Consider the following 25,206-nt stretch of genomic DNA (forward strand, 5'->3'; position numbering starts at 1 on the left):
GTGACCGAACCCCACCTGACCGAGCGCCGGATCGACGCCCTCTGCGACGCCTACGTCGACGACTACTGCGCGCTCGACCCGCTGGCCGCCACCTCCGTCGGCGTCGGGGGGCACGAGCACGAGATGACCGACTTCTCGCCCGCCGGCTTCGACGCCCGCCTCGCCCTGGCCCGCGAGGCGGTCTCGGCGGTGGAGGCCGCCACGCCGGTCGACGACCGGGAGGCCGCTGCCAGGGACGCCTTCCTCGAGCGGACCCGGCTGGAGATCGAGCTGGAGGAGGCGGGGGTCAACCGGTCGCGGATGTCCGTGCTGTGGAGCCCGCTGCACGAGGTCCGCGGCGTCTTCGACCTGATGCCGACCGAGGGCGAGGAGGCGGTCGCGGCGATCGCCGCGCGTCTCGCGGCCGTGCCGACCGCCCTCGAGGGCCTGCGCGTCACGCTGACCGAGGAGGCCCGCAAGGGCAACGTCGTCGCGGCGCGGCAGTACGCCGAGGTCGCCGAGCAGGTGCGGCGGTGGACCGGCCAGGCGGGTGAGGCCGGCGACTTCTTCCTCGGCCTCGTCGAGCGGCTCGACGTGGCCGACCGCACCGGGCTCCGGGCGCTCGCGGGTGCCGCGAGCGCCGCCACGGCGGAGCTCGGGCTGTTCCTCAGCGAGGAGCTGCAGCCCCTGGGCGCCGAGCGCCAGGCGGTGGGTCGCGAGGTGTACGCCCTCGCGAGCCGCTACTTCCTCGGCGCCGACGTCGACCTCGACGAGACGTACGCCTGGGGCTGGGTGGAGCTCCAGCGGCTCTCGGACCTGATGGCCGCCACCGCCGACCGGATCCTGCCCGGGGCCGACGTCGACGCGGCCGTCGCGCACCTCGACGCCGACCCGGCGCGGGTCGTGCACGGCCGGGAGGCGTTCCGGGTGTGGATGCAGGAGCTCGCCGACCACACGATCGCGGCCATGACCGACGTGCACTTCGACATCCCGGAGCCGATCCGGCGCATCGAGTGCCTGCTCGCCCCGACCAACGACGGCGGCATCTACTACACCGGGCCGTCCGAGGACTTCGTGCGCCCGGGCCGGATGTGGTGGTCGGTGCCTGACGGCATCGAGGACTTCCACCCGTGGCGCGAGGTCACCACCGTGTTCCACGAGGGGGTGCCCGGCCACCACCTGCAGGTCGCGCAGACCGCCTACCGCAGCGACACCCTCAACCGGTGGCAGCGGCTGATGTGCTGGTGCAGCGGCCACGGCGAGGGGTGGGCGCTCTACGCCGAGCGACTGATGGAGGAGCTCGGCTTCCTCGACGACCCCGCCGACCTGCTCGGCATGCTCGACGGCCAGTCCCTGCGCGCCGCGCGCGTCATCGTCGACATCGGCATGCACCTGGAGCTGCAGATCCCCGAGGACAACCGCCTCGGTGCCGGCGGGGCGCCCTTCCATCCCGGCGAGACCTGGACGCCCGAGCTCGGGCTGGAGTTCATGCGGCTGCACTGCCGGATGGACGACGAGTTCATCCAGTTCGAGGTCAAGCGCTACCTCGGCCTCCCCGGCCAGGCGCCGTCCTACAAGGTCGGCGAGCGGATCTGGCTCGAGGCACGCGCCGGCGTCCGGGCCCGACAGGGCGACGCGTTCGACCTCAAGGCCTTCCACCGCGAGGCGCTCGACCTCGGCTCGCTCGGCCTCGACCCGCTGCGCACCGCCCTGGAGCGCCTGTGAGGACCACGCTCGTCCTCGCGTCCGCCTCGCCCGCGCGGCTGGCGACGCTGCGCGCCGCCGGGCTCGAGCCGACCGTCATCGTCAGCGGCGTCGACGAGGACCAGGTGACCGACCTGCCGCCCGCGGAGCTCGCCCTGCAGCTCGCCGAGCTCAAGTGCGCGGCCGTAGCGGCGCGCAGCGACGTACCGACCGGGTCCCTCGTCCTGGGCTGTGACTCGGTGCTCGAGCTCGACGGCGAGCCGCTCGGCAAGCCCCTGGACCCCGACGAGGCCCGCCGGCGCTGGCAGGCGATGCGCGGGCGCACGGGTGTGCTGCACAGCGGGCACAGCCTCCGCGACACCGCGTCGGGGCGCGTAGCGGCGGCCACCGCGTCGACCGTCGTCCACTTCGCCGACGTCGGTGACGACGAGATCGAGGCGTACGTCGCGACGGGCGAGCCGCTGCACGTCGCGGGCGCGTTCACGATCGACGGGTTCGGCGGTGCGTTCATCCGAGGGATCGAGGGCGACCACCACAACGTCGTCGGGGTCAGCCTGCCGCTGCTGCGCGAGCTCGTCCTCGAGCTCGGCCACGCGTGGCCCGACCTGTGGCGGTGACCCGCTAGCATCACGCTCCGTGGGGAGCGGGGTGCAGGACAGGTGGGCGGCGCAGCCGGTGCCCGACCCCGACGACCTCTACGGGGTGCGCGAGGAGCGGCTGCTCACCGGCGCCACCGTCATCACCGGGGTCCGGACGATCGTCTCGGTGGTCCTGGCCGCCGTCGCCGCCCACGAGCAGAGCCTGGCGCTGCTGGTCGCCGCGCTCGCGGTCTACTGGGTCGGGGACATGCTGGACGGCCTGTACGCCCGGCTGCGCGGCTGCGAGACCCGCATCGGCGCCGTGCTCGACATCCTGTGCGACCGGTTCAACGCCGCAGCGTTCTACGTCGGGCTGGCGTGGCTCCAGCCCGACCTGTCGCCGGCGATCTTCGTCTACCTCGCCGAGTTCATGGTCGTCGACCTGTTCCTGTCGATCGCGTTCCTCGCGTGGCCGGTGCGCAGCCCCAACTACTTCTTCGTCGTCGACCGGCCGACGTGGCTGTGGAACTGGTCCAAGCCCTCCAAGGCCGTGAACAGCGCGCTCTTCGCCGTCCTGCTGCTCGTGACCGGCTGGATGTGGGTCGGACTGGTCATCGCCTCGGCCCTGCTGGTCCTCAAGTGCGTCTCGCTGCACCGCCTGGTGCGGATCGGACTGCCCGTCCCCGCGGCCGTCGGCTGATGCTCTTCTGGAGCGTGATGGGCGCGTCGATCGCCTCCGCCCTGCTCCCCCTGATCAACATCGAGGCGATCCTCGCGGTGGCCGTCACCCAGTCCCCGCACGACCTGTGGGGGCTGCTCGTCGCGGCCACCGTCGGGCAGATGCTCGGCAAGGTCCTCTGGTACTGGGGCGGCATGCACCTCGACCGGGCCCCGTGGGTGCACCGCCAGCTCGAGAAGCCGAAGGCGCGCGCGTCCCTCGAGACGTGGCACGCGCGCGCCGAGGGGCGGCCGTGGTTCACCGCCGGACTGCTGTTCGTCTCCGCGAGCACCGGCATCCCGCCGTACGCCGTGACCGCGGTGCTGGCCGGCACCCTGCGGGTCCCGTTCTGGATCTTCATGGTCACCGGCCTGCTGGGGCGCGGGCTGCGGTTCTGGGCCGTGGTGGCGGGGACGTCGTCGCTGCTCGACGTGTTCTGATCCTGGCCGCGGGTCAGCGGCGGAGGCTCACTCCGCTGCCGACCATGCCTGGCGGAGGCTGACCCGCCCGCCGGTCTGCAGCAGCGCACGACGATAGAGGCGCTCGCCGACCCAGACGGTGATCGCGGCGAAGACCGCCAGGAGGCCGAGGGCGACCAGCGGCTCCCACCACTCCACCCCACCGGCGAGGATCCGCTTGGGCATGACGACCGCCGACACCGGCGGGACGAACGAGGCGATGACCTGGCCGCGCCCGTCGAGGGACAGACCGCCGAAGAACATCACCAGCATCAGCATGGTCAACGGCGTCGAGGTCGCCTGCAGGTCCTCGGTGCGCGAGGCCAGCGAGCCCGCCACCGCCCACAGGCAGGCAAGGGCGACGAAGCCGGCGAGGAAGAACCCGATGAACCACGCCGTCGGGCCCGAGAGCGCGGGCACGAAGGACTTGTAGGGGGTGAAGGAGAGCCCGACCAGCCCGACCACGAGGTAGACGAGCAGCTGGATGACCGCCAGCGCGGTGTTGCCCAGCACCTTGCCGGCCAGCAGGTGCCGCAGCGGGATGGCCGCCGCGATGATCTCGACGATCCGGCTCTGCTTCTCCTCGATCACCGAGGAGGCCAGCTGCATGCCGAAGACGAGCGCGGCGAAGTAGAAGAGGAAGACGAACACGAACCCCACGGCGTCCGCCACGGCCGCCTGCTCGGCGTCGCCGCGCAGGAAGTCGGTGGTGACGGCACTGCCCTCCTCGAGCGCCTCGACGGTCGTGCCGGCACCGGCCGCGTTGTCGGCCAGCACCTGCTGGCGTACGACCGCCTCGACGACGGTGGTCAGCGAGTCCTGGAGGCTCGACTCCGAGGTGAGCTGCCAGCCACCGTCGACCGGGTGCAGCCAGGCGTCGGCCTCGTCCTCGGTCAGCGCCGCCTCGGCAGCGGCCCGGTCGTCGACCTCGAGGAGGGTGATGGTCAGGTCCTCGTCGACCTGCGGCGCCCCGTCCCCGATGGCGGTCGCCATGGCGACGGCCTCGGGGGTGGCGGCGAGGGTGGCGTCCTCGCTGCGGTCCTCCTGCCAGGCGGTGAAGCCGATGAAGCCCGCGATCAGCAGGACCATGAAGGCCGTGCCGAAGAGGAAGGACCTGTCGGTGATGCGCGAGACGACCTCGCGGCGGGTCACGAGGAGCCAGGCGGGCTCGGTGTCGCGGTCGGTCTCGCGCTGGGTGCTCATGCGGTGGCCTCCCGGTAGATCTCGCTGAGCGCGGGACGGACCCGCACGAACTCGTGGACGTCGCCGCGGCGGGTCGCCTCGGCGACGAGGTGCTGCTCGGCCCCGTCCTGGCGAACCTCGACCAGGGCGCTGCCACCGTCGAGGTCGAGGACCTCGAGGCCGCCCTGGTCGCGGACCCAACCGGCGTCGCCGCCGAGGACGAGACGGAAGCGCGGCACCCCCGCGTCGCGCAGCTCCGCCACCGTCCCGGCGGCGACCCGGCGTCCGTGGGCCAGCACGACCAGGCGGTCGCACAGGCGCTCGACCAGGTCGAGCTGGTGGCTGGAGAAGAGGACCGGGATGCCGTCGCGGGTGTAGTCGCGCAGCAGGTCGACCATCGAGTCGACCGCCGCGGGGTCCAGCCCGGAGAACGGCTCGTCGAGGACCAGCGCGACGGGACGGGGCAGCACCGAGGCGATGATCTGCACGCGTTGCTGGTTGCCCAGCGACAGCTTCTCGAGGTGGTCCCCGGTCCGCTCCCCCAGGCCGAACCGCTCGAGCAGCTCGGTCACCTCGGTCCGCGCCGCGACCCGCTCCATGCCCTTGAGCTGGGCGATGTAGACGAGCTGGTCGAGGATCGGCTGCTTGGGGTACAGGCCGCGCTCCTCGGGCATGTAGCCGAACCTGCGGCGGTCCAGCCGGGTGATCGGCCGGCCCTGCCACAGCACCTCCCCCTCGTCGATGCCGAGCACGCCCATGACCATGCGCATGGTCGTGGTCTTGCCCGCGCCGTTGCCGCCGACGAAGCCGGTCATCTGACCGGCCGGCACCTCGAACGACACGTGGTCGACGGCGGTGTTCTCACCGAACCGTCTGGTCAGCTCCCGGATCTCCAGCATGGCGACGACGCTACGGCCGGCGTGATGCCCCGCGGATCCCCCGCGCGACGGAACTCGGCCTGCGGCTCACTCCTCCGTCGGGAGGACGAGGCCCACCTCGTACGCCCAGACGACCGCCTGCACCCGGTCACGCAGGTGGAGCTTGGCGAGGACGCTGGACACGTGGGTCTTCACCGTCGCCTCCCCCAGCACGAGCTCGGCCGCGATCTCGCCGTTGGAGAGGCCGCGCGCCAGCAGCACGAGCACCTCGCGCTCACGCGCGGTGAGACGCGCGAGCTCGGGCGGCTCGCCCGCCCGACCGGTCGTCGCGGGCCCAGCCACCGCCTCACCCGCCATCCGGCCGATGACGCGACGGGTCACCTCCGGCGCGAGCAGTGCGTGGCCGCGACCTGCGGCGCGTACGGCGTCGAGCAGCTGCTCGGGGCCGGCGTTCTTGAGCAGGAACCCGCTCGCGCCGGCGCGCAGCGCTTCGAAGAGGTAGTCGTCGCGGTCGAAGGTCGTCACGATGACGACGTGCCCCAGGTCGTCGGCGACGAGGTGACGGGTGGCCTCGATGCCGTCCATGCGTGGCATCTGGACGTCCATCAGCACCACGTCGGGGCGCGTGGCGCGGGCCGCCTCCACCGCCTGGACACCGTCGGCCGCCTCGCCCACCACCTCGATGTCGTCCTCGACCGAGAGCACCATGGCGAAGCCCGAGCGCACCATTGCGTGGTCGTCCACCAGCAGGACCCTCAGCGGCGCCTCCGTCATGACACCCCCACCCGGTCCTGGCGCAGGGGATAGCGCACGCGCACGCGGTAGCCGCCGGTCACCCGCGGCCCGATGTCGACCTGGCCGTCGTGGGTGGCGGCCCGCTCGCGGATGCCGAGCTGCCCCAGCCCGCTGCCGGACGTGCCGTGCCGCGGGCGGCCGTTGTCGACGACCTCGACCTCGGCGTAGGACGTCGTCTCGTCGACGCGCACCACCACGGAGGCCGAGTCGGCGGTGCTGTGGCGGCGTACGTTGGTCAGTGCCTCCTGCACCGTGCGGTAGACCGCGAGCCCGATGCCGGGCGGCAGCCGGTCGGCCGCCCCGGGCTGCGACTCCACGACGTCGAGGCGGACCGCCAGCCCGTCGTCGCGCACCGCGGCGACGAGCTCGGGCAGGTGGCACACGCCTGCCTCGGTCGTCCGGTCCCCCGAGGGCTCGCCGGCGCCGTCCCCGGCCCCTTCTCGCAGCGTGCCGAGCAGGCGGCGCATCTGCGTGACCGCGTCGCGGGAGGCCTCCTCGACGTTCGCGAGGGCGGTGCGTGCTGCGTCCGGGTCGCGGTCGAGGACCCGACGCGCGGCACCCGCCTGGATGCCCATGGCCGAGACGCCGTGGGCGACGACGTCGTGCAGCTCGCGGGCGATGCGCAGCCGCTCCTCGACGACGGCCTGCTCACGCAGCCGTCCCGCCTGGGTGGCGATGGTCTCGGCCTGCTCCTGCAACCGCAGGCGCTGCCGCGCGGCTCGCCACGACACGCCTCCGCCGATGATGGCGCCGCCGAAGTAGAGGGCGTTGACCAGCAGCGTGATCGCGACCGCCGCCGGGATCGGCGGGAAGGCGCCGGTGCGCTGCGGCGACTCCTCGTCGTCGATCCACTGCTGGAGGGCGGAGCCGGCGGCGAACTGCCACCCGATCCAGGCGAACATGAAGAGCACGATCGTGCCGACGACGACCGCCATCGCGCGGCGGTCCCGGGCCCAGGCCACGCCCGACAGGAGCGCGACGAAGTAGACGATCTGCAGGGAGAGCTGGCCCATCACCTCGGGCATGGTCACCCCCGCGACGAACATGTGGAGCGCGGCGAGGACCGCGACGGTCAACGGCCATCGCCTCCGCCCGAGCAGCAGCACGGCGCCGGTCGAGACCGTCAGCCACTGCGCCCACACGGGTGCGTCGGTGCGCTCGAGGCCGCCGGCGCTGCGCACCAGCTCGAGGGCCAGCAGGCTCACCACCTCGACGCCCGCGGCGAGCAGGACGTCCTGCCGCCCGATCGGCGGGCGCGGGCGCTCCCACGCGTCGTCGACGCCGAACCAGGTCAGGACGCGCTGGCTCGTGCTGGGCATGGGGCGAGGGTAGAGCGGTGGCGCCCCGAGCGGATCCGTCGGGAGGAGGAGATGAGCCAGCATCCGTCCACAGGCTCGACGTCGCCCCACGATGTCCACAGGTCGTTCGGTCAGTGTCGGTGGCGCCTGTTGGAGTGGACCCATGACCAGCTCCCAGCCCCCGCTCACCGCAGCCGCAGTCACGGCGATGCGGCGCGAGGTGCAGGTGTCCCTCGACGGTCCGAGCGGGCTCGACGACGCTGGGCGGGTGGACCTGGTCCGCGCGCTCGAGGAGCTGGTCTGCACGGCCACTGCCGCACAGGCCGCGGTCGCCGCTGAGCTGGCCACATCTGTCGAGGCCGACCACGAGGCACTGGGCCTGCCGGCAGCCAGTCGCGGGCAGGGCGTCGCGTCGATGGTCGCCCATGCGCGGCGGGAGTCACCACACCGTGGTCAGCGCCACCTCGGGCTCGCCAGGATCGTGCAGCGGGAGCTCCCCCACACCTGGGCCGCGTGGCGCTCCGGTCGCGTCAGCGAGTGGCGCGCCACGCTGATCGCACGGGAGACGGCCTGCCTCTCCCTCGAGCACCGTCTGGGCGTCGACGAGGCACTCGCCGCCGACGCGGGCGCGCTCGAGGCGATGAGTGACCGACAGGTCGTCGCGGCCGCGCAGGTCGAGGCCACCCGGCTCGACGCCGCGGCCCAGGTGGCGCGACGCCGCAAGGCCGAGGCCGAGCGGCGCGTGTCCATCCGTCCGGCCCCCGACACCATGGTCTGGCTGACGACGCTGCTGCCGGCCGGGGAAGGCGTCGCCACCTACGCCGCACTCGCCCGGGAGGCGGACCGTGCCCGGGCCCAGGGCGATCCCCGCACCCGCGGCCAGGTGATGGCCGACGCCCTCGTCCAGTCCGTGCTCGACGACGTGGACAGCGAGCCGGAGGAGGGGAGCCGGTCGCACCGCTCCCTCCCGGTCGCGCTCGGGGTCGTGATGTCCGACGCCGCCCTGTTCGGTGGCGCCGACGACACGGCACACCTCGAGGGCTTCGGCCCGATCCCTGCCGAGCTCGCCCGCGAGATCGTGTGCGGCGCCCTCAGCGCGGACGAGCAGCTGAGCATCCGTCGGCTGTACGCCTCGCCGGAGTCCGGCGAGCTCGTCGCCATGGACGCCCGCACCCGCACCTTCCGCGGCAACCTCGCCCGCTTCATCCGGCTGCGCGACCAGGTCTGCCGGACACCGTGGTGCGACGCTCCGATCCGCCACACCGACCACGTCGAGCCCTACGAGGCAGACGGACCGACCACCGCTGCCAACGGCCAAGGGCTGTGCGAGGCCTGCAACCACGCCAAGCAGTCCCCGCGATGGCGAGCCAGACCCGGGCCGGGCGGCTCCGTGACGACCACGACCCCGACCGGCCACACCCGCACCTCCAGACCACCACCGATCGCAACGATCAGGTGGCGTGACGCACCGGCCCTGACGATCGACTACGTCCTCGCCGGCTGACCCGGCGCGTGACCGGGCTGCCACACTCCGGGCATGACGATCGCGAAGTCACTCGTCCTGTTCGCCGTGGCCGCGCTGGCCGAGATCGGCGGGGCGTGGCTGGTCTGGCAGGGCGTGCGCGAGCACCGCGGCTGGCTGTGGGTCGGCGCGGGCGTGATCGCGCTCGGCCTCTACGGCTTCGTCGCCACGCTGCAGCCCGATGCCAACTTCGGGCGGATCCTGGCGGCGTACGGCGGTGTCTTCGTCGCCGGCTCGCTCGCCTGGGGCATGGTCGTCGACGGCTTCCGTCCCGACCGCTACGACGTCGCCGGCGCGCTCGTGTGCCTGCTCGGGGTCGCGGTGATCATGTACGCCCCGCGGACCGCCTGACTCGGCGGCCCGACGCACTGATCTCCGTGGTTCGCTGCGCCGGCTCGCCCGGCCGCGGCCGTAGGGTCGCTCCATGAAGCTTCGTCTCGGCGCCGTCAGCCTCCTCCTGGCAGTCTCGGCCGCCTGCGCCGACTCCGGGCAGTCGTCCGGCGACGACGCGGAGCGCGTTGATCCGTCGTCGTCGACGAGTGAGCAGTCGTCCACCCCGACTTCGACCCCAACTACGACGCCGACTTCTAAGCCGGCCACCAAGGGCCCGTGCGCCCCCCTCGATGCGGCCACGATCCGCGAGCTGACGGGCGAGGATCTGCAGGGACAGGAGGCGACCGTCCCCGGATCGGACCTTCCGGCCTGCCTCTACGGGCGCCTCGACGGCGTGGGCGTGCAGGTCGCCCAGGTGCCGGCAGGCGAGTGGGCTCGCGCCCTCCCCGCCTTGGCGGACCAGATCGAGGCGGCGGACGCCCTCGGTGACCAGGAGCTCCGGCGCCGGCTCGAGGAGGGGGCGCAGCTGATCGAGAGCGGGAGGACGATCCCCTCCGAGCGAGCCTGCGGGCTCTTCACAGACTTGCTCGAGCTCCAGCGCGACGTCCCCGCCGGGTCGGACTACGTCATCACCTACATCCCGAGCGACAAGGATCCACAGGCAGCGTCGGGGCAGGCCTGCGTCGACGGCACCTTCACCTCCGTCGGCGTCGGCATGCCCGGCCTGGAGGTGGGCGCGGAGCTGGAGGCTGCCTTGGAGGCCGCCCTCCAGGAGGCGCTGGCGAGCACCACGTCGTCGTGACGGTCGGCTCGCCGCCGGCTCACTCCACGGGCAGGCCGAGCCCCCGCGCGATCAGCATCCGCTGGACCTCCGAGGTCCCCTCACCGATCTCGAGCACCTTGGCGTCGCGGTAGAAGCGCACGACCGGGTACTCCTCCATGAAGCCGTAGCCGCCGAAGACCTGCGTCGCGATGCGGGTCGCGGTGACCGCCGACTCCGTGGCGTACAGCTTGGCGACGGCGGCGGCCTGCTTGAACGCGCCCATCGAGACCGACTGCCCCGCGTCCATGGCGTCCTTCATCGCCGCCGCCTTGTAGGTCAGCAGGCGCGAGGCGTCGAGCATCACCTGCAGGTCGGAGACCTGGAAGGCGAGGCCCTGCTTGCGCCCGATGGGACCACCGAAGGTCTGCCGCTCCCCGGCGTACTGCACCGACATGTCGAGGCACGCCTGGATGCAGCCCACGGCGAGGGCGGCGATCGCGACGCGGCCGTCGTCGAGCGTGGCGAGGAACTGCGCGTAGCCGCGGCCACGCTCGCCGAGCAGGTTGGCCTCGGGCACCCGGACGTCGGTGAAGGACAGCGGGTGGGTGTCGGAGGCGTGCCAGCCGAGCTTGTCGTAGGCCTTCTCGGCGACGAAGCCGGGGGTGTCGGACGGGACGATGATGGTCGAGATCTCCGGGCGACCGTCGGGGCGCTCGCCGGTGCGGGCGGTGACGGTGACAAGCGAGGTGATCGAGGAGCCCGAGTTGGTGATGAACTGCTTGGAGCCGTTGACGACCCACTCGCCGTCCTGGAGCACGGCCTTCGTCTTCGTGGCGCCCGCATCGGACCCGGCCCCGGGCTCGGTGAGGCCGAAGCCGGCGATCTTGTCTCCCGCGACGAGGTCCGGCAGCCAGGTCTTCTTCTGCTCGTCGGTGCCGTAGGTCAGGATCGGGTTGATGCCGAGCCCGACGGCCGCCTCGAGGGTGATGCCCATCGACTGGTCGACGCGGCCGACCTCCTCGATCGCCAGGCACAGCGAGGTGAACCCGCCGTCCTCACCGGCCATCCCGGCGCCGCCGAACTCCTCCGGAGCGGTGAGGCCCATGAGCCCGAGCGCGCCCATCTTCTGCACGACGTCGGTCGGGAAGTGGTGGTCGCGGTCCCACTGCGCGGCGTGCGGCGCGATCTCGGCCTCGGCGAAGTCGCGGACGCTGCGGCGGAACTGCTCGTGCTCGGGGGACAGCTCGAAGGTCATGCGATGAGACTAGCGCCACAGGGTTAGCGATCGCTAACCCCGCTGTCCCACCCTCTCGGTGTGACGCAGTCGATTCCCCACCCACCGCGCAGGGGGCATAGAGTTAGGTGAGCCTAAGCAAACAAGAGGAGCCTCGTGATGCCGTCCCCCCGCCGAGCCGCCGTGGCGCTGGCCACCCTGACCCTGACCGCCTCCGCCCTGTCGGGCTGCGGCGTCTTCGGCTCCCCCGACCTCGTCGTCTACAACGCCCAGCACGAGCAGCTGCTCGACGAGATCATCCCGCTCTTCGAGGAGGAGTCGGGCCTCGACGTCGAGCTCCGTCACGGCAAGGACCTCGAGATGGCGAACCAGATCACCGAGGAGGGCGAGGACTCCCCGGCCGACGTGTTCCTCACCGAGAACTCCCCCGCGATGACCATCGTCGACAACGCGGGCCTGTTCGCCGAGCTGCCGGAGTCCGCGACCGCGACCATCCCGGACGAGTACGTCCCCGCGGACCGCACCTGGACCGGCTTCCTGGCCCGCTCGACCGTCGCGATGTACAACACCGACACCATGACCGAGGCCGACATGCCCGCCTCGATCCTCGAGTTCGCCGAGCCCGAGTGGGAGGGCCGCGTCGCCTTCTCCCCCACCGGTGCCGACTTCCAGGCGATCGTCTCCGCCGTCCTCGAGCTCGAGGGCGAGGAGGCGACGGCCGAGTGGCTCGCCGGGCTGAAGGCCAACGGCGTGATCGTGCAGAACAACCTCGTCGTCATGCAGTCGGTCGACTCCGGGGAGGTCGACGCCGGCATCGCCTACCACTACTACTGGTACCGCGACCGCCAGGAGAACGGCACCGACTCCGACACCTCGGCGCTGCACTTCTTCGGCGACCAGGACCCCGGCGCGTTCCTCAGCATCTCCGGCGCCGGCATCCTCGCCAGCAGCGAGAACCAGGAGGCCGCGCAGGAGTTCGTCACCTGGCTCACCGGCACCGAGGCGCAGCAGGCCATGGCGGAGTCGTACGCCCTGGAGTACCCGCTGAACCCCGACGCCAGCCTCGCCCCCGAGGTCAAGCCGTTCGACGAGCTCGAGCCGCCGGCCGTCGACGTGGCCAACCTCAACGGCCCGCAGGTGACCGACCTGATGACCGAGGCAGGCCTGCTCTGACCACGACCGCCACCCGGGACCACCACCGGCGCACCGGGACCGAGCGCCGCACGCCTCCGCTGCTCCTCGCAGCGGGGGCGGCGGTCGCCGTCCTGTCGCTGGTGCCGCTGGCCTACGTGGCGTCGTACGTCGTGGTGATCGGCCCGGTCGACCTGTGGCAGCTCCTGGCCAGGCCGCGGATCGCCGAGCTGCTGCGCAACACCATCACCCTCTCCCTCGCGTGCATGGCCGCCACCGCGGCGCTCGGCGTCGCGCTGGCCGTCCTCGTCGAACGCACCGACCTGCCGGGCCGGCGGCTGTGGCACGGCCTGCTCGTCGCACCGCTGGCGGTGCCCGCGTTCGTCAACGGCTACGCGTGGGTCTCCCTCGACCGCGGCATCAACGGGTTCGACGGAGCCTTCGCGGTCGTCACCCTGTCCTACTACCCGCTCGTCTACCTCCCGGTCGTGGCGATGCTGCGCCGTCTCGACCCGGCGCTGGAGGAGACGGCCTTCTCCCTCGGGCACTCACGCGCGCGGACCTTCCGCACGGTCGTCCTGCCCCAGCTGCGCCCGGCCCTGCTCGGCGGCGCCCTGCTGGTCGGCCTCCACCTGCTCGCCGAGTTCGGCGCGCTGTCGCTGCTGCGGTTCCCGACCTTCACGACCGCGATCTACGACCAGTACGGCTCGACCTTCAACGGCGCCGCCGCGACCGCGATGGCCGGCGTGCTGGTGCTGCTGTGCCTGGTCCTGCTGCTGGCCGAGCTGCGCCTGCGTGGCGACCGGAGGTACGCCCGGGTCGGGCGCGGGGCCGCCCGCGCCGCGGTGCCCCTCACGCTCGGCCCTTGGCGCCTGCCGGCCCTCGCAGCGGTCGTGACCGTCGTCCTGCTCGCCCTCGGCGTGCCCGCCTTCTCCCTGCTGCGCTGGCTGGTCGTCGGCACCTCGACGGAGTTCCCCCTCGCCGAGCTCGGCGAGGCGCTCACCGCCACGCTCGCCCTCGCCCTCGCCGGTGCGGTCGTCACCACCCTGGCCGCGATCCCGGTGGTGTGGCTCGCGGTGCGCCACCGCGGCTGGGCGAGCACGGTGATCGAGCGGAGCACGTACGTCGCGAACGCGCTGCCGGGCATCGTGGTCGGCCTCGCGCTCGTGGTCGCCTCGCTGCGCCTCGTGCCGGTCGTCTACCAGACCGCCGGGCTCCTGGTCGCGGCCTACGTCATCCTGTTCCTGCCCCGCGCCGTCGTCACGGTGCGGGCCGGGCTCGAGCAGGCGCCCGTCGTGCTCGACGACGTCTCCCACAGCCTGGGCCTCGGCCCGCTCGAGACGGCACGGCGGGTCACCCTGCCCCTGATCGCACCCAGCCTCGGGGCGGGCGCGGCGCTGGTGTTCCTGGCGATCTCCACCGAGCTGACCGCCACCTTGATGCTGTCCTCCATCGGCACGAGCACGCTGGCCACCGAGTTCTGGTCGGCGTCGTCGGAGCTGCGCTACGGCGCGGCCGCCCCGTACGCCCTGCTGCTCGTGCTCGTCTCCATCCCCGCCACGGTGCTCCTGATGCGCACCGACAGCCCCGCTGCCCAGACCGAGAGGGTTCCCGCATGAGCTCGCTCACCATCACCGGCGTCACCAAGTCCTTCGGCACCGGCCCCGCCGCCACCCGCGCCGTCGACGACGTCACGCTGCACGTGCCGCACGGCTCGTTCACGACCGTGCTGGGCCCCTCCGGCTGCGGCAAGACCACGCTGCTGCGGCTGATCGCGGGCTTCCTCGTGCCCGACGCCGGCAGCATCGGGTTCGGCGACACGACCGTCGCCGGCGACGGCGTACGGCCGGTGCCGCCGCAGGCGCGCCACGTCGGCTACGTCCCGCAGGAGGGGGCGCTGTTCCCCCACCTCGACGTCGCCGCCAACATCGCGTTCGGCCTGCCGTCCGCCGCCCGTGCGAGCCGGCAGGGTCGCGACCGCGTCGCGGAGATGCTCGACCTCGTCGAGCTGCCCGCCCACTTCGGCGTCCGTCGCCCCGACGAGCTCTCCGGCGGGCAGCAGCAGCGGGTCGCCCTCGCCCGCTCCCTCGCGCCGCAGCCCGCGGTCGTGCTCCTCGACGAGCCGTTCTCCTCCCTCGACGCGAGCCTGCGCGGGAGCACCGCGACCGCCGTACGCCGCGCGTTGGCGGCCACCAACACCACGGCGCTGCTCGTCACCCACGACCAGAACGAGGCGCTCTCCCTCGCCGACCAGGTCGCGGTGATGCGCGGCGGCCGGCTGGTGCAGTCGGCCCCGCCGAGCCAGGTCTACCTCTCGCCGAGCGATCCGCAGGTGGCGGAGTTCGTCGGTCGCGCGGTGGTGCTGCCCGGCGTCGCGACCGAGGCTCGCGCGACGTGCGTGCTGGGCGAGGTCGTGCTGTCGGAGGCGGCGACCGGCCCGGTCGCGCTGATGATCCGTCCCGAGCAGGTCTACGTCGACCTCACCCACGCCGAGGGCGTGCGGGGCACCGTCGAGGAGGTCAGCTACTACGGCCACGACTGCGCGGTCCAGGTGCGGCTCGACGACGGCACGCCGGTGCTCGCGCGGATGGCGGGCGTGCGCCACCCGGCCGCAGGCGACGTCGTCCACCTCCGCGTGACCGGCCTGGTCCGCGCCTACCGACCCGCGGGGGCCCTGTGACGCTCACGTCGCCCCAGCCCGCACTCCGGCCGCGTTCCGACAGACCCGCGACGACCGGACCGGTCCTCGAGCACGCCCGGTTCGGCGACACCCCCGCCGTCGTGTCCGACGGGGTCGTCCTCAGCCACGCCGACCTCGCGCGCCGGGTCGCCGACCGCGCGGCCTCGTGGGGACCGGCGCGGCGCCTCGTGCTGGTCGAGGGCGCCAACGACCTCGACTCCCTCGTCGCCTACCTCGCCGCGCTGCAGCACGGCCACGTCGCCCTCGTCGTGCCGGACGGACGCCCCGAGCAGCGCGACGCGACGATCGCCGCCTACGACCCGGACGTCGTGTGCACCGCGACCGCCGGCGACGACGTGCGCCGGGCCACCGGCGCCCACGACCTGCACCCCGACCTGGCCCTGCTGCTGAGCACCTCGGGCACCACCGGCTCGCCCAAGCTGGTGCGGCTCTCGCGCGACAACGTCGCGGCCAACGCCGCCGCGATCGCCGACTACCTCGCCCTCACCCCAGCCGACCGGGCGATCACCTCGCTGCCGCTGCACTACTGCTACGGCCTGTCGGTGCTGCACTCGCACCTGGTCGCGGGCGCGAGCATCACGCTGACCGACCTCAGCGTCGTCGACGAGTGCTTCTGGGACCTCTTCGCCCGCACCGGCGCGACCAGCCTCGCCGGCGTCCCGCACACCTTCGACCTGCTCACCGCGAGCGGCTTCGAGGACCGCGACCTCCCCACGCTGCGCCTCGTCACCCAGGCCGGCGGCCGGCTCGCCCCCGACGACGTACGCCGCTGGAGCCGGTTCGGTCGCGACCGCGGGTGGGACATGGTCGTGATGTACGGCGCCACCGAGGCCACCGCCCGGATGGCGTGGCTCCCGCCGCACCTGGCCGAGGACCACCCGGCCTCGATCGGCCGCGCCATCCCCGGCGGCCGCCTCCACCTCGACGAGTCGGTGGACGAGCGGCCCGGCGTCGGCGAGCTCGTCTACTCAGGGCCCAACGTCATGCTCGGCTACGCCACCACCCCCGCCGACCTGGCGCTGGGGCGGGTCACCACCGAGCTGCGCACCGGCGACCTGGCGCGACGGCACGACGGACTCTTCGAGGTGGTCGGGCGCCGCAGCCGCCGGGGCAAGGTCTTCGGCCTGCGCATCGACCTCGACGCCGTCGAGGGGGACCTGCGCGCCCAGGTCGACCGGCACGCCCGCGTCGTCGCCACCGACCACGCCGTGCACGCCTTCGTCACCAGCGGACGCGGCAGCGCGCCCGCGCGCACGCTCGTGGCAGAGCGTTGCGGCCTCCCGCTCCACGCGGTCCGGGTGACCGTCGTGCCGCAGGTCCCCCACACCACCTCCGGCAAGCCCGACTACTCCGCACTGACGGAGCTGGCCGCGCTGGAGGAGCACGACGCGCAGCACGACGAGCGTCCTCCCGGGCCCGGCTCGGTCCGCGCCGACGTCGTCCGCGTGCTCGGACGGCCGGACGCGACCGACACGGACTCCTTCGTCGACCTCGGCGGCGACTCGCTGTCCTACGTCGAGCTGTCCACCCGGCTGGCCGCGCACTTCCCCGCGGGTCTCCCCGCCGGCTGGCACACGCGCAGCATCGGCGAGCTCGAGCGGCTCGCGCACGCCGGAGCGCTCGACGAGGACCGCGAGCCCGCGGGCGACCGGCGCGGCGGTGGCCGTACGCGCCTGCCACGCCTCGACACGACGGTGGGGCTGCGCGCGCTCGCGATCCTCTTCGTCGTCGCCAGCCACGTGGACCTCGTCGCGCTCGAGGGCGGCGCGCACCTGCTGCTCGCCCTGGCCGGCTTCAACTTCGCCCGGTTCCAGCTGTCGGCGACCGGCGACGCCCGTGCGCGCCTGCGCCACGGCCTGTCGGGCCTCGCGCAGCTCATCGTCCCGTCGGTGCTGTGGGTGGGCGGTGTCGCGCTCCTGATCGGGACCTACGACCTCACGACCGTGCTGTTCGTGCGGGAGGTGGTCAACGGCTCGGAGTGGGACGACCAGTGGCAGCTGTGGTTCCTCGAGTCGCTCGTGTGGCTCACCGCGGCCGCCCTGGCGCTGACGACCCTCCCGTCGCTGCACCGCCTCGAGCGGCGCGCGCCGTTCCACTTCGCGCTCGGCGTGCTCGCGCTCGCCACGGTCGCGCGTGTGGCGGAGGTCGGCTGGCGCGCCGGGGCCACCGAGCGCTACACCCTCCTCGTCGTGGCCTTCTTCTTCGCCCTGGGCTGGGCCGCGGCGCGCGCGAGCACGACCCGCGAGCGGCTCCTGGTGACCGCCCTGGCGCTCGTGCTGACGGTGGGCTTCTTCGGCCAGCCCCACCGCGAGGTCATCGTGCTGGGCGGGTTCCTGCTGATGCTGTGGGTGCCGCACCTCCCCGTCCCGGCGCCGCTCGCACGCGTCGCCGGCGTCCTCGCCGGGGCGAGCCTGTTCATCTACCTCACCCACTGGCAGGTCTACCCGCCGCTCGAGGACGCCGGCCACCAGTGGCTCGCGCTTGTGGCGTCGCTCACAGTCGGCATCGCGTACGCGCGGATCGTGCGTCCCGTCCACAAGGCTGTCGGTCGCGCGGTGCTCGGCTCGCGGTAGCCTGCCGAGCGGTACGCCCTCCGGCTGCCCGTCGCCGCCCGTCCAGAGTCACCGCCCAGAGTCATCGCCGTCACCGCCAGGAGTCCTCGCGTGAGCTTGAAGAAGGTCCTCATCGCCAACCGCGGCGAGATCGCCGTCCGTGTCGTCCGCGCCTGCAAGGACGCCGGCATCGGGTCCGTCGCGGTCTACGCCGACCCCGACCGCGACGCCCTCTTCGTACGCCTCGCGGACGAGGCCCACTCCCTCGGCGGCGCGACTCCCGCCGAGTCCTACCTCGACATCGCGAAGATCATCGCGATCGCCGAGAAGTCCGGCGCGGACTCGGTCCACCCCGGCTACGGCTTCCTCGCCGAGAACGCCGACTTCGCGCAGGCGGTGATCGACGCCGGGCTGGTCTGGATCGGCCCCCCGCCGGCCGCCATCGAGGCGCTCGGCGACAAGGCCAAGGCCAAGCACATCGCCGACAAGGCCGACGCGCCGCTCGCCCCGGGAACCAAGGACCCGGTCAAGGACGCCGACGAGGTCGTGGAGTTCGCCAGGGCCAACGGCCTGCCGGTGGCGATCAAGGCCGTCTTCGGCGGCGGCGGCCGCGGCCTGAAGGTCGCCCGCACGCTGGAGGAGATCCCCGACGCGTACGACTCCGCGGTCCGCGAGGCCGTCACCGCGTTCGGTCGCGGCGAGTGCCTGGTGGAGAAGTTCCTCGACAAGCCGCGCCACGTCGAGACCCAGTGCCTGGCCGACCAGCACGGCAACGTCGTGGTGGTCTCCACCCGCGACTGCTCGCTGCAGCGCCGCAACCAGAAGCTCGTCGAGGAGGCTCCCGCGCCGTTCCTGAGCCAGGAGCAGCTCGACGAGCTCTACGAGTCGTCCAAGCGGATCCTCAAGGAGGCCGGCTACCACGGCGCCGGCACCTGTGAGTTCCTCGTCGCCCAGGACGGCACCATCTCCTTCCTCGAGGTCAACACCCGCCTCCAGGTCGAGCACTGCGTCTCCGAGGAGGTCACCGGCATCGACCTCGTGCGCGAGATGTTCCGCATCGCCGCCGGCGAGGAGCTCGGCTACGGCGACCCCGAGATCCGCGGGCACTCCATCGAGTACCGCATCAACGCCGAGGACGGCGGCCGCAACTTCATGCCCGCCCCCGGCACCCTGACCCGCTGGCACCCCCCGGCCGGCCCCGGCGTACGCCTCGACGGCGGCTACGACCAGGGCGAGACCATCCCGGGCTCCTTCGACTCGCTCATCGCCAAGCTCATCGTCACCGGCAAGGACCGCACCCAGGCCCTCGAGCGCTCGCGGCGCGCGCTCGACGAGTTCGTCGTCGACGGCATGCCGACGGTGATCCCGTTCCACCGCGCGGTCGTCTCCGACCCGGCCTACGTCGGCGCCTCCACCCCCACCGGTGAGGGCGAGTTCACCGTCTACACCCAGTGGATCGAGACCGAGTTCGACAACCGGATCGAGCCGTACGCCGGCGACGCGGGCGAGGCCGACGAGGCCGGCGAGCGGCAGAAGGTCACCGTCGAGGTCGGCGGACGTCGCCTCGAGGTCGTCCTCCCCGCCGGCCTCGGCGGCCTGGCTGCCGCAGGCAACGGCGGCAACGGGACCAAGAAGCCCAAGCGGTCGGCGAAGAAGGCCGGCGCCGCCGCGTCCGGCGACGCCGTCACCTCCCCGATGCAGGGCACCATCGTCAAGGTCGTCGTCGAGGACGGGCAGGAGGTCGCCGAGGGCGACACCATCGTCGTCATGGAGGCGATGAAGATGGAGCAGCCGCTCAAGGCCCACAAGGCCGGCACCGTCACCGGCCTCCAGGCCGAGGTCGGCGCCACGGTCACCAACGGCGCCGTCATCTGCGAGCTCAAGGACTGACGGCCCCGCGTCGGTGACCACGCGGTCGAGGACCATGCCCACTGAGCCCTGTCCCTTCTGCGACCTCGCGCGGGTCGAGCTCATCGCCGAGGCCGGACCGTGCGCCGCCATCTGGACCAACGAGCCCCCGGCAGGCTCGTTGATGGTCATCCCGAAGGCCCACCGCGAGACCGCCTGGGACCTCACCCCGGAGGAGTGGTCCGTGACCCGGGACCTCCTGCACGAGATGATGCGCCGGGTCGGGCAGAGCCACCAGCCGGACGGCTGGAACATCGGCTGGAACGTGGGCGAGGTCGGCGGTCAGTCGGTGCTCCACGCGCACTGCCACCTGGTGCCGCGGTACCGCGACGAACGCCACGCCGGGAAGGGCCTGCGCTGGTGGTTCAAGCAGCCGGACAATGCGTCGCTCCAGGCACGCGGGGCCGCTACGCCAGCCCGACCGCTTCCACCAGTGCCGTGAGATGGTGCTCGATCAGGTCGCCGGGATCGGCCAGGGTGTCGACGCCGTGAGCGCCATCTCGCGGCGGATCCGGGCCAGGTCGCGCGAGAGCCGGCGCGGCGGCCTGACCGGGGTACGGACGAGTAACCCACCTCACACGCCTGTGTCGATAGCGTGCGGGCCATGTTCTCCAAGGTGCTCGTCGCCAACCGTGGCGAGATCGCAGTCCGGGCCTTCCGTGCGGCGCGCGAGATCGGTGCGCGCACGGTGGCCGTCTTCCCGCACGAGGACCGGTGGTCCGAGCACCGGATGAAGGCCGAGGAGGCCTACCAGATCGGTGAGGAGGGGCACCCGGTCCGGGCCTACCTCGACCCCGACGCGATCGTCGCGGTGGCGGTGCAGTGCGGGGCCGACGCGATCTACCCCGGCTACGGCTTCCTCTCGGAGAACCCGGCGCTGGCCGAGGCCTGTGCGGAGGCGGGCATCACCTTCATCGGCCCGAGCGCCGAGGTGCTCACCCTCACCGGCAACAAGGCCCGCGCGATCGCCGCGGCGAAGGCGGCGGGCGTGCCGGTGCTGGAGTCGGTGCCGCCCTCGACCGACGTCGAGGAGCTGCTGGCGGCGGCCGAGCAGATCGAGGCACCGCTCTTCGTCAAGGCCGTGGCCGGCGGCGGCGGTCGGGGCATGCGGCGCGTCGACGACCGGGCCGACCTGCGTGACGCGATCGAGACCTGCATGCGCGAGGCCGACGGCGCCTTCGGCGACCCGACCGTCTTCATCGAGCAGGCCGTCGTCGACCCCCGCCACATCGAGGTGCAGATCCTCGCGGACGGCACGGGCGCCGAGGGCGGTGTCATCCACCTCTACGAGCGCGACTGCTCGGTGCAGCGCCGCCACCAGAAGGTCGTCGAGATCGCTCCGGCGCCCAACCTCGACCCCGAGCTGCGAGAGCGCATCTGCGCCGACGCCGTGCGCTTCGCCCGCGAGATCGGCTACAAGAACGCCGGCACGGTCGAGTTCCTGCTCGATCCCGCCGGGAAGTACGTCTTCATCGAGATGAACCCGCGGATCCAGGTCGAGCACACGGTGACCGAGGAGGTCACCGCGGTCGACCTCGTGCAGTCACAGATGCTCATCGCAGCCGGCGCGACGCTCGCCGACCTCGAGCTGACCCAGAAGGCGGTGCAGCCGCGCGGCTTCGCCCTCCAGTGCCGCATCACCACGGAGGATCCCGCCAACGGCTTCCGTCCCGACACCGGCAAGATCACGACCTACCGCTCGCCCGGCGGACCGGGCGTACGCCTCGACGGCGGCACGACCTACAGCGGCGCGGAGATCAGCCCGCACTTCGACTCGATGCTCGCCAAGCTCACCTGCCGCGGCCGGACGTTCGAGGCGGCGGTGCAGAAGGCCAGGCGCGCACTGCTCGAGTTCCGCATCCGCGGCGTGTCCACCAACGTCGGCTTCCTCCAGGCGGTGCTCGCCGACCCCGACTTCGCCGCCGGCGGCGTCACCACCTCCTTCATCGAGGACCACCCCCACCTCCTCAAGGCCAACCTCGGCGGCGACCGCGCGACCAAGCTGCTCGCCTACCTCGCCGACGTCACCGTCAACCAGCCGCACGGCCGCGCACCGGTGACGGTGTCGGCGGCCAGCAAGCTGCCCGAGCTCGACCGCACCCACCCGGTCCCCGACGGCACCCGGCAGCTGTTGCGGGAGGTCGGGCCCGAGGAGTTCGCGCGGATGCTGCGCGCCCAGGAGCACGTCGCGGTCACTGACACCACCTTCCGCGACGCCCACCAGTCCTTGCTCGCCACCCGCGTCCGCACCCGCGACCTGCTCGCCGTCGCCGAGCACGTCGCCCGCACCACGCCCGAGCTGTGGTCGGTCGAGTGCTGGGGCGGCGCGACGTACGACGTGGCGCTCCGCTTCCTCGCCGAGGACCCGTGGGAGCGGCTGGCCGCCCTGCGCGAGGCGATCCCCAACATCGGCCTGCAGATGCTGCTGCGCGGGCGCAACACCGTCGGCTACACGCCCTACCCGACGGCCGTCACGGAAGCCTTCGTGCAGGAGGCCGCTGAGACCGGCATCGACGTGTTCCGCATCTTCGACGCCCTCAACGACGTCTCCCAGATGCGCCCGGCCGTCGACGCCGTCCGTGCGACGGGGACGTCGGTCGCCGAGGTCGCGCTGTGCTACACCGGCGACCTGTCGTCCCCCGCCGAGCGCATCTACACCCTCGACTACTACCTCCGGCTCGCGGAGCAGATCGTCGACGCCGGCGCGCACGTGCTCGCCATCAAGGACATGGCCGGCCTGCTGCGCGCCCCGGCGGCGCGCACCCTGGTCACCGCCCTGCGCGAGCGCTTCGACCTGCCCGTCCACCTGCACACCCACGACACCCCCGGCGGTCAGCTCGCCACCCTCACCGCCGCCATCGACGCGGGCGTCGACGCCGTCGACGCCGCCTGCGCCGCGATGGCCGGCACGACCTCCCAGCCGGCGCTCTCGGCCCTGGTCTCGGCCACCGACCACTCCGATCGCGAGACCGGCCTGTGGCTGCCGGCCGTCGACGCGATGGAGCCCTACTGGGAGGCCGTACGCCGCGTCTACGCGCCGTTCGAGTCCGGCCTCCCCGCACCGACGGGCCGCGTCTACCGCCACGAGATCCCCGGCGGCCAGCTGTCCAACCTGCGCCAGCAGGCCATCGGCCTGGGCCTCGGAGAGCGCTTCGAGGAGGTCGAGGACATGTACGCCGCCGCCAACGACATCCTCGGCAACGTCGTCAAGGTGACGCCGTCGTCCAAGGTCGTCGGCGACCTCGCCCTCGCGCTCGTCGCCGCCGGCGCCGACCCCGCGGCCTTCGAGGAGGACCCGGCGTCGTACGACATCCCCGACTCCGTCATCGGCTTCCTCAACGGCGAGCTGGGCGACCCGCCCGGCGGCTGGCCCGAGCCCTTCCGCACCAAGGCGCTCGCCGGCCGGACGTGGAAGCAGCCCACCGAGAGCCTCACCGACGAGCAGCAGGCCAGCCTCGCCTCGGACCGGCGAGCCACCCTCAACGAGCTGCTCTTCCCCGGGCCCACGGCGGCGTTCCGCGAGTCGCGCGACGCCTACGGAGACCTCTCCGCGGTCTCGACGGTCGACTACCTGTACGGCCTGCGCCGCGGCGAGGAGCACCGCGTGCAGGTCCGCGAGGGCCGCGAGATGCTCTTCGCCCTCGAGGCCATCAGCGAGCCCGACGAGCGCGGCTTCCGCAACGTGATGGCGACCGTCGACGGCCAGATGCGACCCGTGCAGGTGCGCGACCGCAGCATCTCCGCCGACGTCGCCTCGACCGAGAAGGCCGACCCCACCAACAGCGGCCACGTCGCCGCGCCCTACGACGGGGCCGTGACCGTGACCGTCGCCGAGGGCGACACCGTCGAGGCCGGCCAGACGGTGGCGACCATCGAGGCGATGAAGATGGAGGCCTCCATCACCGCACCGGTCGCGGGCACCGTCACCCGGCTCGCCGTGCCCTCGACGCAGGCCGTCGAGGGCGGCGACCTGGTGCTGGTGATCGGCTGACTCGCCCCGTCAGCTGCCGGTGAGGCGCGCCCGGGTCTCGGCGACGTCCATGCCGTGCAGCCGCAGCAGGTTCTCCCCGAGGATCTTCCTCTTGGCCTGCTCGGTCAGCTGCGGGTAGCCGTAGCCGTCGCAGAGGTCCTGGGGGAGCTCGAAGTTCCAGAACGCCTCCAGCGCCCACTGCGGCTGCCAGATCGGTGCCTCGCTGCCGTAGACGATCTTGTCCTCGCCGCACCAGAACAGCAGCTTGCCGAGGAGCTCGGCGAAGAGCCGCGGGGCCCGCACCACGAAGTTGATCGACGCGGCCAGCGAGGCGTGGAGGTTGGGGTAGCGGATCAGCTGCCAGCAGGTCTCGTCGATGAACGGCAGTCCGACGTGGTAGATCACGAAGTTGATGTCGGGGAAGTTGCCGGCCGCGCCGTCCATGTCCCAGGTCTGGGTGTGCTCGATCATCTGCGGCCCGAGCGGCACCCCCTTGTGCACGCCGACCAGGTTGACCCCGAGCTCCTGCATCCGCTCAAAGACCGGGAAGGCCACCTTCGGGTCGTCCATCCGCCACGGCACCTGGCCGCCGTCCTCGTAGCGCACGTTGTAGAACTTGAACGCGCGGGCGCCGTACTCCTCGACCTGACGGGTCACGTCGTCGAGCGCCCTCTTGCCCTCGAGCGGGTTGACGGTGCCCCACAGGACGGTGCGATCAGGGTCGAGCTGCGCCAGCCTGGCGCACTCCTGCCACGGCGAGAGCCCGTCGCGGTAGAGGTCGGTGAGCGGCAACGGCATCGCGACCAGCATGTCGGTCTGCGACTTCTCGTAGACCATCTCGCGGATGTCCTCCACGCTCCACTTCCTCAGGAACTCCTCCGCGCTCATCAGCGGCTCGCCCTCGGGAGTCAGCACCGTGTGGAAGGCGTAGAGGTGGTTGGAGAACATCTGGCCGGCCGGCCCGTAGGCGTTGTCGGGCTCGAAGTTGAAGGGGTGCGCGACCCCGTCGAACACCAGTGCGTCACCGATCATGAGAGCTCCTCCGTCGTCGTGGGTGATGGCCGGGCAGCGGCGACGTACGCCGCGGGGTCGCGCACCTCCGACGGATCCGGGAGGAACCGCAGCGTGGTGCGCGCGCTGTCCGAGAGGCGTGCCGGTGTCCACACCTCGTCCCAGACCAGCTCGACCCGAGCGGTGTCCACGCCGGGGATCGACAGGACGGCGGTCTCGACGTCGGTCAGGACGCTGGCGGCGAAGGGGCACCAGCCGGAGGTCAGCACCAGCTCCACGCGAGCGTGCCCGTCGTGGATCTCGGCGCGGTGCAGCAGGCCCATGTCGACCACCGAGATGCCCTTGTCGCGGCAGCACGGGCCCGCTCCGTGTGCTGCACGGTCATGGGTGCCCTCCTCGCTCGGTGTGGCGTGGACGCCGTCCGTGCGCCAGTTTCACCCCGCGGCCGGGCACCCGGAAACCCCCGGCCTTTTCACATGACGAAACGCTGG

At 72.7% G+C, this 25,206-nt stretch carries 21 protein-coding genes; 14 read left to right on the plus strand and 7 right to left on the minus strand.

The window, feature by feature from the left end:
• Genes IE200_RS07750 through IE200_RS07765 form a run of 4 tightly spaced genes read left to right on the plus strand, consistent with a single transcriptional unit; the run spans position 1 to position 3,419 of the window.
• Positions 1-1,704 (plus strand): DUF885 domain-containing protein, encoded by a 1,704-nt coding sequence (locus IE200_RS07750; RefSeq protein WP_229856269.1) that lies wholly within the window; start codon positions 1-3, stop codon positions 1,702-1,704.
• Positions 1,701-2,300, plus strand: coding sequence for a Maf family protein (locus IE200_RS07755; RefSeq protein WP_191278818.1), 600 nt, complete (start codon positions 1,701-1,703; stop codon positions 2,298-2,300). The genes IE200_RS07750 and IE200_RS07755 overlap by 4 nt, the downstream gene beginning before the upstream one ends.
• A 19-nt stretch (positions 2,301-2,319) precedes the next feature.
• Positions 2,320-2,961, plus strand: coding sequence for a CDP-alcohol phosphatidyltransferase family protein (locus tag IE200_RS07760; RefSeq protein WP_229856271.1), 642 nt, complete (start codon positions 2,320-2,322; stop codon positions 2,959-2,961).
• A complete protein-coding gene (locus tag IE200_RS07765) occupies positions 2,961-3,419 on the plus strand; it encodes a YqaA family protein (protein ID WP_191278819.1) in 459 nt (152 codons plus the stop codon). The genes IE200_RS07760 and IE200_RS07765 overlap by 1 nt, the downstream gene beginning before the upstream one ends.
• A gap of 27 nt (positions 3,420-3,446) precedes the next feature.
• Here the strand turns inward: IE200_RS07765 and IE200_RS07770 are convergent, their stop codons facing one another.
• From IE200_RS07770 to IE200_RS07785, 4 genes are all read right to left on the minus strand, one after another.
• Positions 3,447-4,640: an ABC transporter permease gene (locus IE200_RS07770; protein WP_191278820.1), complete on the minus strand. Its 1,194-nt coding sequence runs from the start codon at positions 4,638-4,640 to the stop codon at positions 3,447-3,449.
• Positions 4,637-5,518: an ABC transporter ATP-binding protein gene (locus tag IE200_RS07775; RefSeq protein ID WP_191278821.1), complete on the minus strand. Its 882-nt coding sequence runs from the start codon at positions 5,516-5,518 to the stop codon at positions 4,637-4,639. Before IE200_RS07775 ends, IE200_RS07770 begins: the two co-directional genes overlap by 4 nt.
• 66 nt (positions 5,519-5,584) lie before the next feature.
• A complete protein-coding gene (locus IE200_RS07780) occupies positions 5,585-6,271 on the minus strand; it encodes a response regulator (protein WP_191278822.1) in 687 nt (228 codons plus the stop codon).
• Complete coding sequence (locus IE200_RS07785) at positions 6,268-7,611, minus strand: sensor histidine kinase (protein ID WP_191278823.1); 1,344 nt, start codon at positions 7,609-7,611, stop codon at positions 6,268-6,270. The genes IE200_RS07780 and IE200_RS07785 overlap by 4 nt, the downstream gene beginning before the upstream one ends.
• A gap of 142 nt (positions 7,612-7,753) precedes the next feature.
• On the opposite strand from IE200_RS07785, the gene IE200_RS07790 reads away from it, so the two are divergent.
• The 3 genes from IE200_RS07790 to IE200_RS07800 all read left to right on the plus strand — a co-directional run bounded on the left by IE200_RS07790 (position 7,754) and on the right by IE200_RS07800 (position 10,247).
• Entirely contained in the window at positions 7,754-9,094 is a 1,341-nt protein-coding gene (locus tag IE200_RS07790) for an HNH endonuclease (RefSeq protein WP_191278824.1), read from the plus strand.
• 33 nt (positions 9,095-9,127) lie between these two features.
• The gene (locus IE200_RS07795) at positions 9,128-9,463 is read left to right on the plus strand and encodes a YnfA family protein (RefSeq protein WP_191278825.1); all 336 of its coding nucleotides are present in this window, start codon (positions 9,128-9,130) and stop codon (positions 9,461-9,463) included.
• A gap of 73 nt (positions 9,464-9,536) precedes the next feature.
• Complete coding sequence (locus tag IE200_RS07800; protein ID WP_191278826.1) at positions 9,537-10,247, plus strand: hypothetical protein; 711 nt, start codon at positions 9,537-9,539, stop codon at positions 10,245-10,247.
• Positions 10,248-10,266: 19 nt separating this feature from the next.
• Here the strand turns inward: IE200_RS07800 and IE200_RS07805 are convergent, their stop codons facing one another.
• Positions 10,267-11,463, minus strand: a complete 1,197-nt coding sequence (locus tag IE200_RS07805; RefSeq protein WP_191278827.1) for an acyl-CoA dehydrogenase family protein — start codon at positions 11,461-11,463, stop codon at positions 10,267-10,269.
• Between the two features lie 138 nt (positions 11,464-11,601).
• On the opposite strand from IE200_RS07805, the gene IE200_RS07810 reads away from it, so the two are divergent.
• The 7 genes from IE200_RS07810 (at position 11,602) to IE200_RS07840 (ending at position 23,725) form a co-directional block, all read left to right on the plus strand.
• Positions 11,602-12,615, plus strand: coding sequence for an iron ABC transporter substrate-binding protein (locus tag IE200_RS07810; RefSeq protein ID WP_191278828.1), 1,014 nt, complete (start codon positions 11,602-11,604; stop codon positions 12,613-12,615).
• Between the two features lie 101 nt (positions 12,616-12,716).
• Positions 12,717-14,192 (plus strand): ABC transporter permease, encoded by a 1,476-nt coding sequence (locus IE200_RS07815; protein WP_229856273.1) that lies wholly within the window; start codon positions 12,717-12,719, stop codon positions 14,190-14,192.
• Positions 14,189-15,253: an ABC transporter ATP-binding protein gene (locus tag IE200_RS07820; RefSeq protein WP_191278829.1), complete on the plus strand. Its 1,065-nt coding sequence runs from the start codon at positions 14,189-14,191 to the stop codon at positions 15,251-15,253. The genes IE200_RS07815 and IE200_RS07820 overlap by 4 nt, the downstream gene beginning before the upstream one ends.
• 101 nt (positions 15,254-15,354) lie before the next feature.
• Positions 15,355-17,847, plus strand: a complete 2,493-nt coding sequence (locus tag IE200_RS07825) for an AMP-binding protein (protein ID WP_229856275.1) — start codon at positions 15,355-15,357, stop codon at positions 17,845-17,847.
• A 90-nt stretch (positions 17,848-17,937) separates the two neighbouring features.
• Complete coding sequence (locus IE200_RS07830; protein WP_191278831.1) at positions 17,938-19,716, plus strand: acetyl/propionyl/methylcrotonyl-CoA carboxylase subunit alpha; 1,779 nt, start codon at positions 17,938-17,940, stop codon at positions 19,714-19,716.
• A 34-nt stretch (positions 19,717-19,750) separates the two neighbouring features.
• A complete protein-coding gene (locus IE200_RS07835; RefSeq protein WP_191278832.1) occupies positions 19,751-20,176 on the plus strand; it encodes an HIT family protein in 426 nt (141 codons plus the stop codon).
• A 162-nt stretch (positions 20,177-20,338) separates the two neighbouring features.
• Complete coding sequence (locus IE200_RS07840) at positions 20,339-23,725, plus strand: pyruvate carboxylase (protein ID WP_191278833.1); 3,387 nt, start codon at positions 20,339-20,341, stop codon at positions 23,723-23,725.
• 9 nt (positions 23,726-23,734) lie between these two features.
• Here IE200_RS07840 and IE200_RS07845 read toward each other — a convergent pair whose 3' ends face one another.
• Positions 23,735-24,736 (minus strand): amidohydrolase family protein, encoded by a 1,002-nt coding sequence (locus IE200_RS07845; protein WP_129455408.1) that lies wholly within the window; start codon positions 24,734-24,736, stop codon positions 23,735-23,737.
• Positions 24,733-25,047, minus strand: coding sequence for a metal-sulfur cluster assembly factor (locus IE200_RS07850; RefSeq protein WP_191278834.1), 315 nt, complete (start codon positions 25,045-25,047; stop codon positions 24,733-24,735). Before IE200_RS07850 ends, IE200_RS07845 begins: the two co-directional genes overlap by 4 nt.
• Positions 25,048-25,206: the final 159 nt, after the last annotated feature.

This window comes from Nocardioides flavus (ex Wang et al. 2016) (genome assembly GCF_014653115.1).
Taxonomy (GTDB): Bacteria; Actinomycetota; Actinomycetes; order Propionibacteriales; family Nocardioidaceae; genus Nocardioides; species Nocardioides flavus.

What these genes read in the sequence shown, in the direction of transcription:
- IE200_RS07765 (WP_191278819.1), top strand. Translation starts at nt 2,961, where the DNA reads ATGCTCTTCTGGAGCGTGATGGGCGCGTCGATCGCCTCCGCCCTGCTC.
- IE200_RS07770 (WP_191278820.1), bottom strand. Translation starts at nt 4,640, where the DNA reads ATGAGCACCCAGCGCGAGACCGACCGCGACACCGAGCCCGCCTGGCTC.
- IE200_RS07775 (WP_191278821.1), bottom strand. Translation starts at nt 5,518, where the DNA reads ATGCTGGAGATCCGGGAGCTGACCAGACGGTTCGGTGAGAACACCGCC.
- IE200_RS07780 (WP_191278822.1), bottom strand. Translation starts at nt 6,271, where the DNA reads ATGACGGAGGCGCCGCTGAGGGTCCTGCTGGTGGACGACCACGCAATG.
- IE200_RS07785 (WP_191278823.1), bottom strand. Translation starts at nt 7,611, where the DNA reads ATGCCCAGCACGAGCCAGCGCGTCCTGACCTGGTTCGGCGTCGACGAC.
- IE200_RS07790 (WP_191278824.1), top strand. Translation starts at nt 7,754, where the DNA reads ATGACCAGCTCCCAGCCCCCGCTCACCGCAGCCGCAGTCACGGCGATG.
- IE200_RS07795 (WP_191278825.1), top strand. Translation starts at nt 9,128, where the DNA reads ATGACGATCGCGAAGTCACTCGTCCTGTTCGCCGTGGCCGCGCTGGCC.
- IE200_RS07800 (WP_191278826.1), top strand. Translation starts at nt 9,537, where the DNA reads ATGAAGCTTCGTCTCGGCGCCGTCAGCCTCCTCCTGGCAGTCTCGGCC.
- IE200_RS07805 (WP_191278827.1), bottom strand. Translation starts at nt 11,463, where the DNA reads ATGACCTTCGAGCTGTCCCCCGAGCACGAGCAGTTCCGCCGCAGCGTC.
- IE200_RS07810 (WP_191278828.1), top strand. Translation starts at nt 11,602, where the DNA reads ATGCCGTCCCCCCGCCGAGCCGCCGTGGCGCTGGCCACCCTGACCCTG.
- IE200_RS07820 (WP_191278829.1), top strand. Translation starts at nt 14,189, where the DNA reads ATGAGCTCGCTCACCATCACCGGCGTCACCAAGTCCTTCGGCACCGGC.
- IE200_RS07835 (WP_191278832.1), top strand. Translation starts at nt 19,751, where the DNA reads ATGCCCACTGAGCCCTGTCCCTTCTGCGACCTCGCGCGGGTCGAGCTC.
- IE200_RS07840 (WP_191278833.1), top strand. Translation starts at nt 20,339, where the DNA reads ATGTTCTCCAAGGTGCTCGTCGCCAACCGTGGCGAGATCGCAGTCCGG.
- IE200_RS07845 (WP_129455408.1), bottom strand. Translation starts at nt 24,736, where the DNA reads ATGATCGGTGACGCACTGGTGTTCGACGGGGTCGCGCACCCCTTCAAC.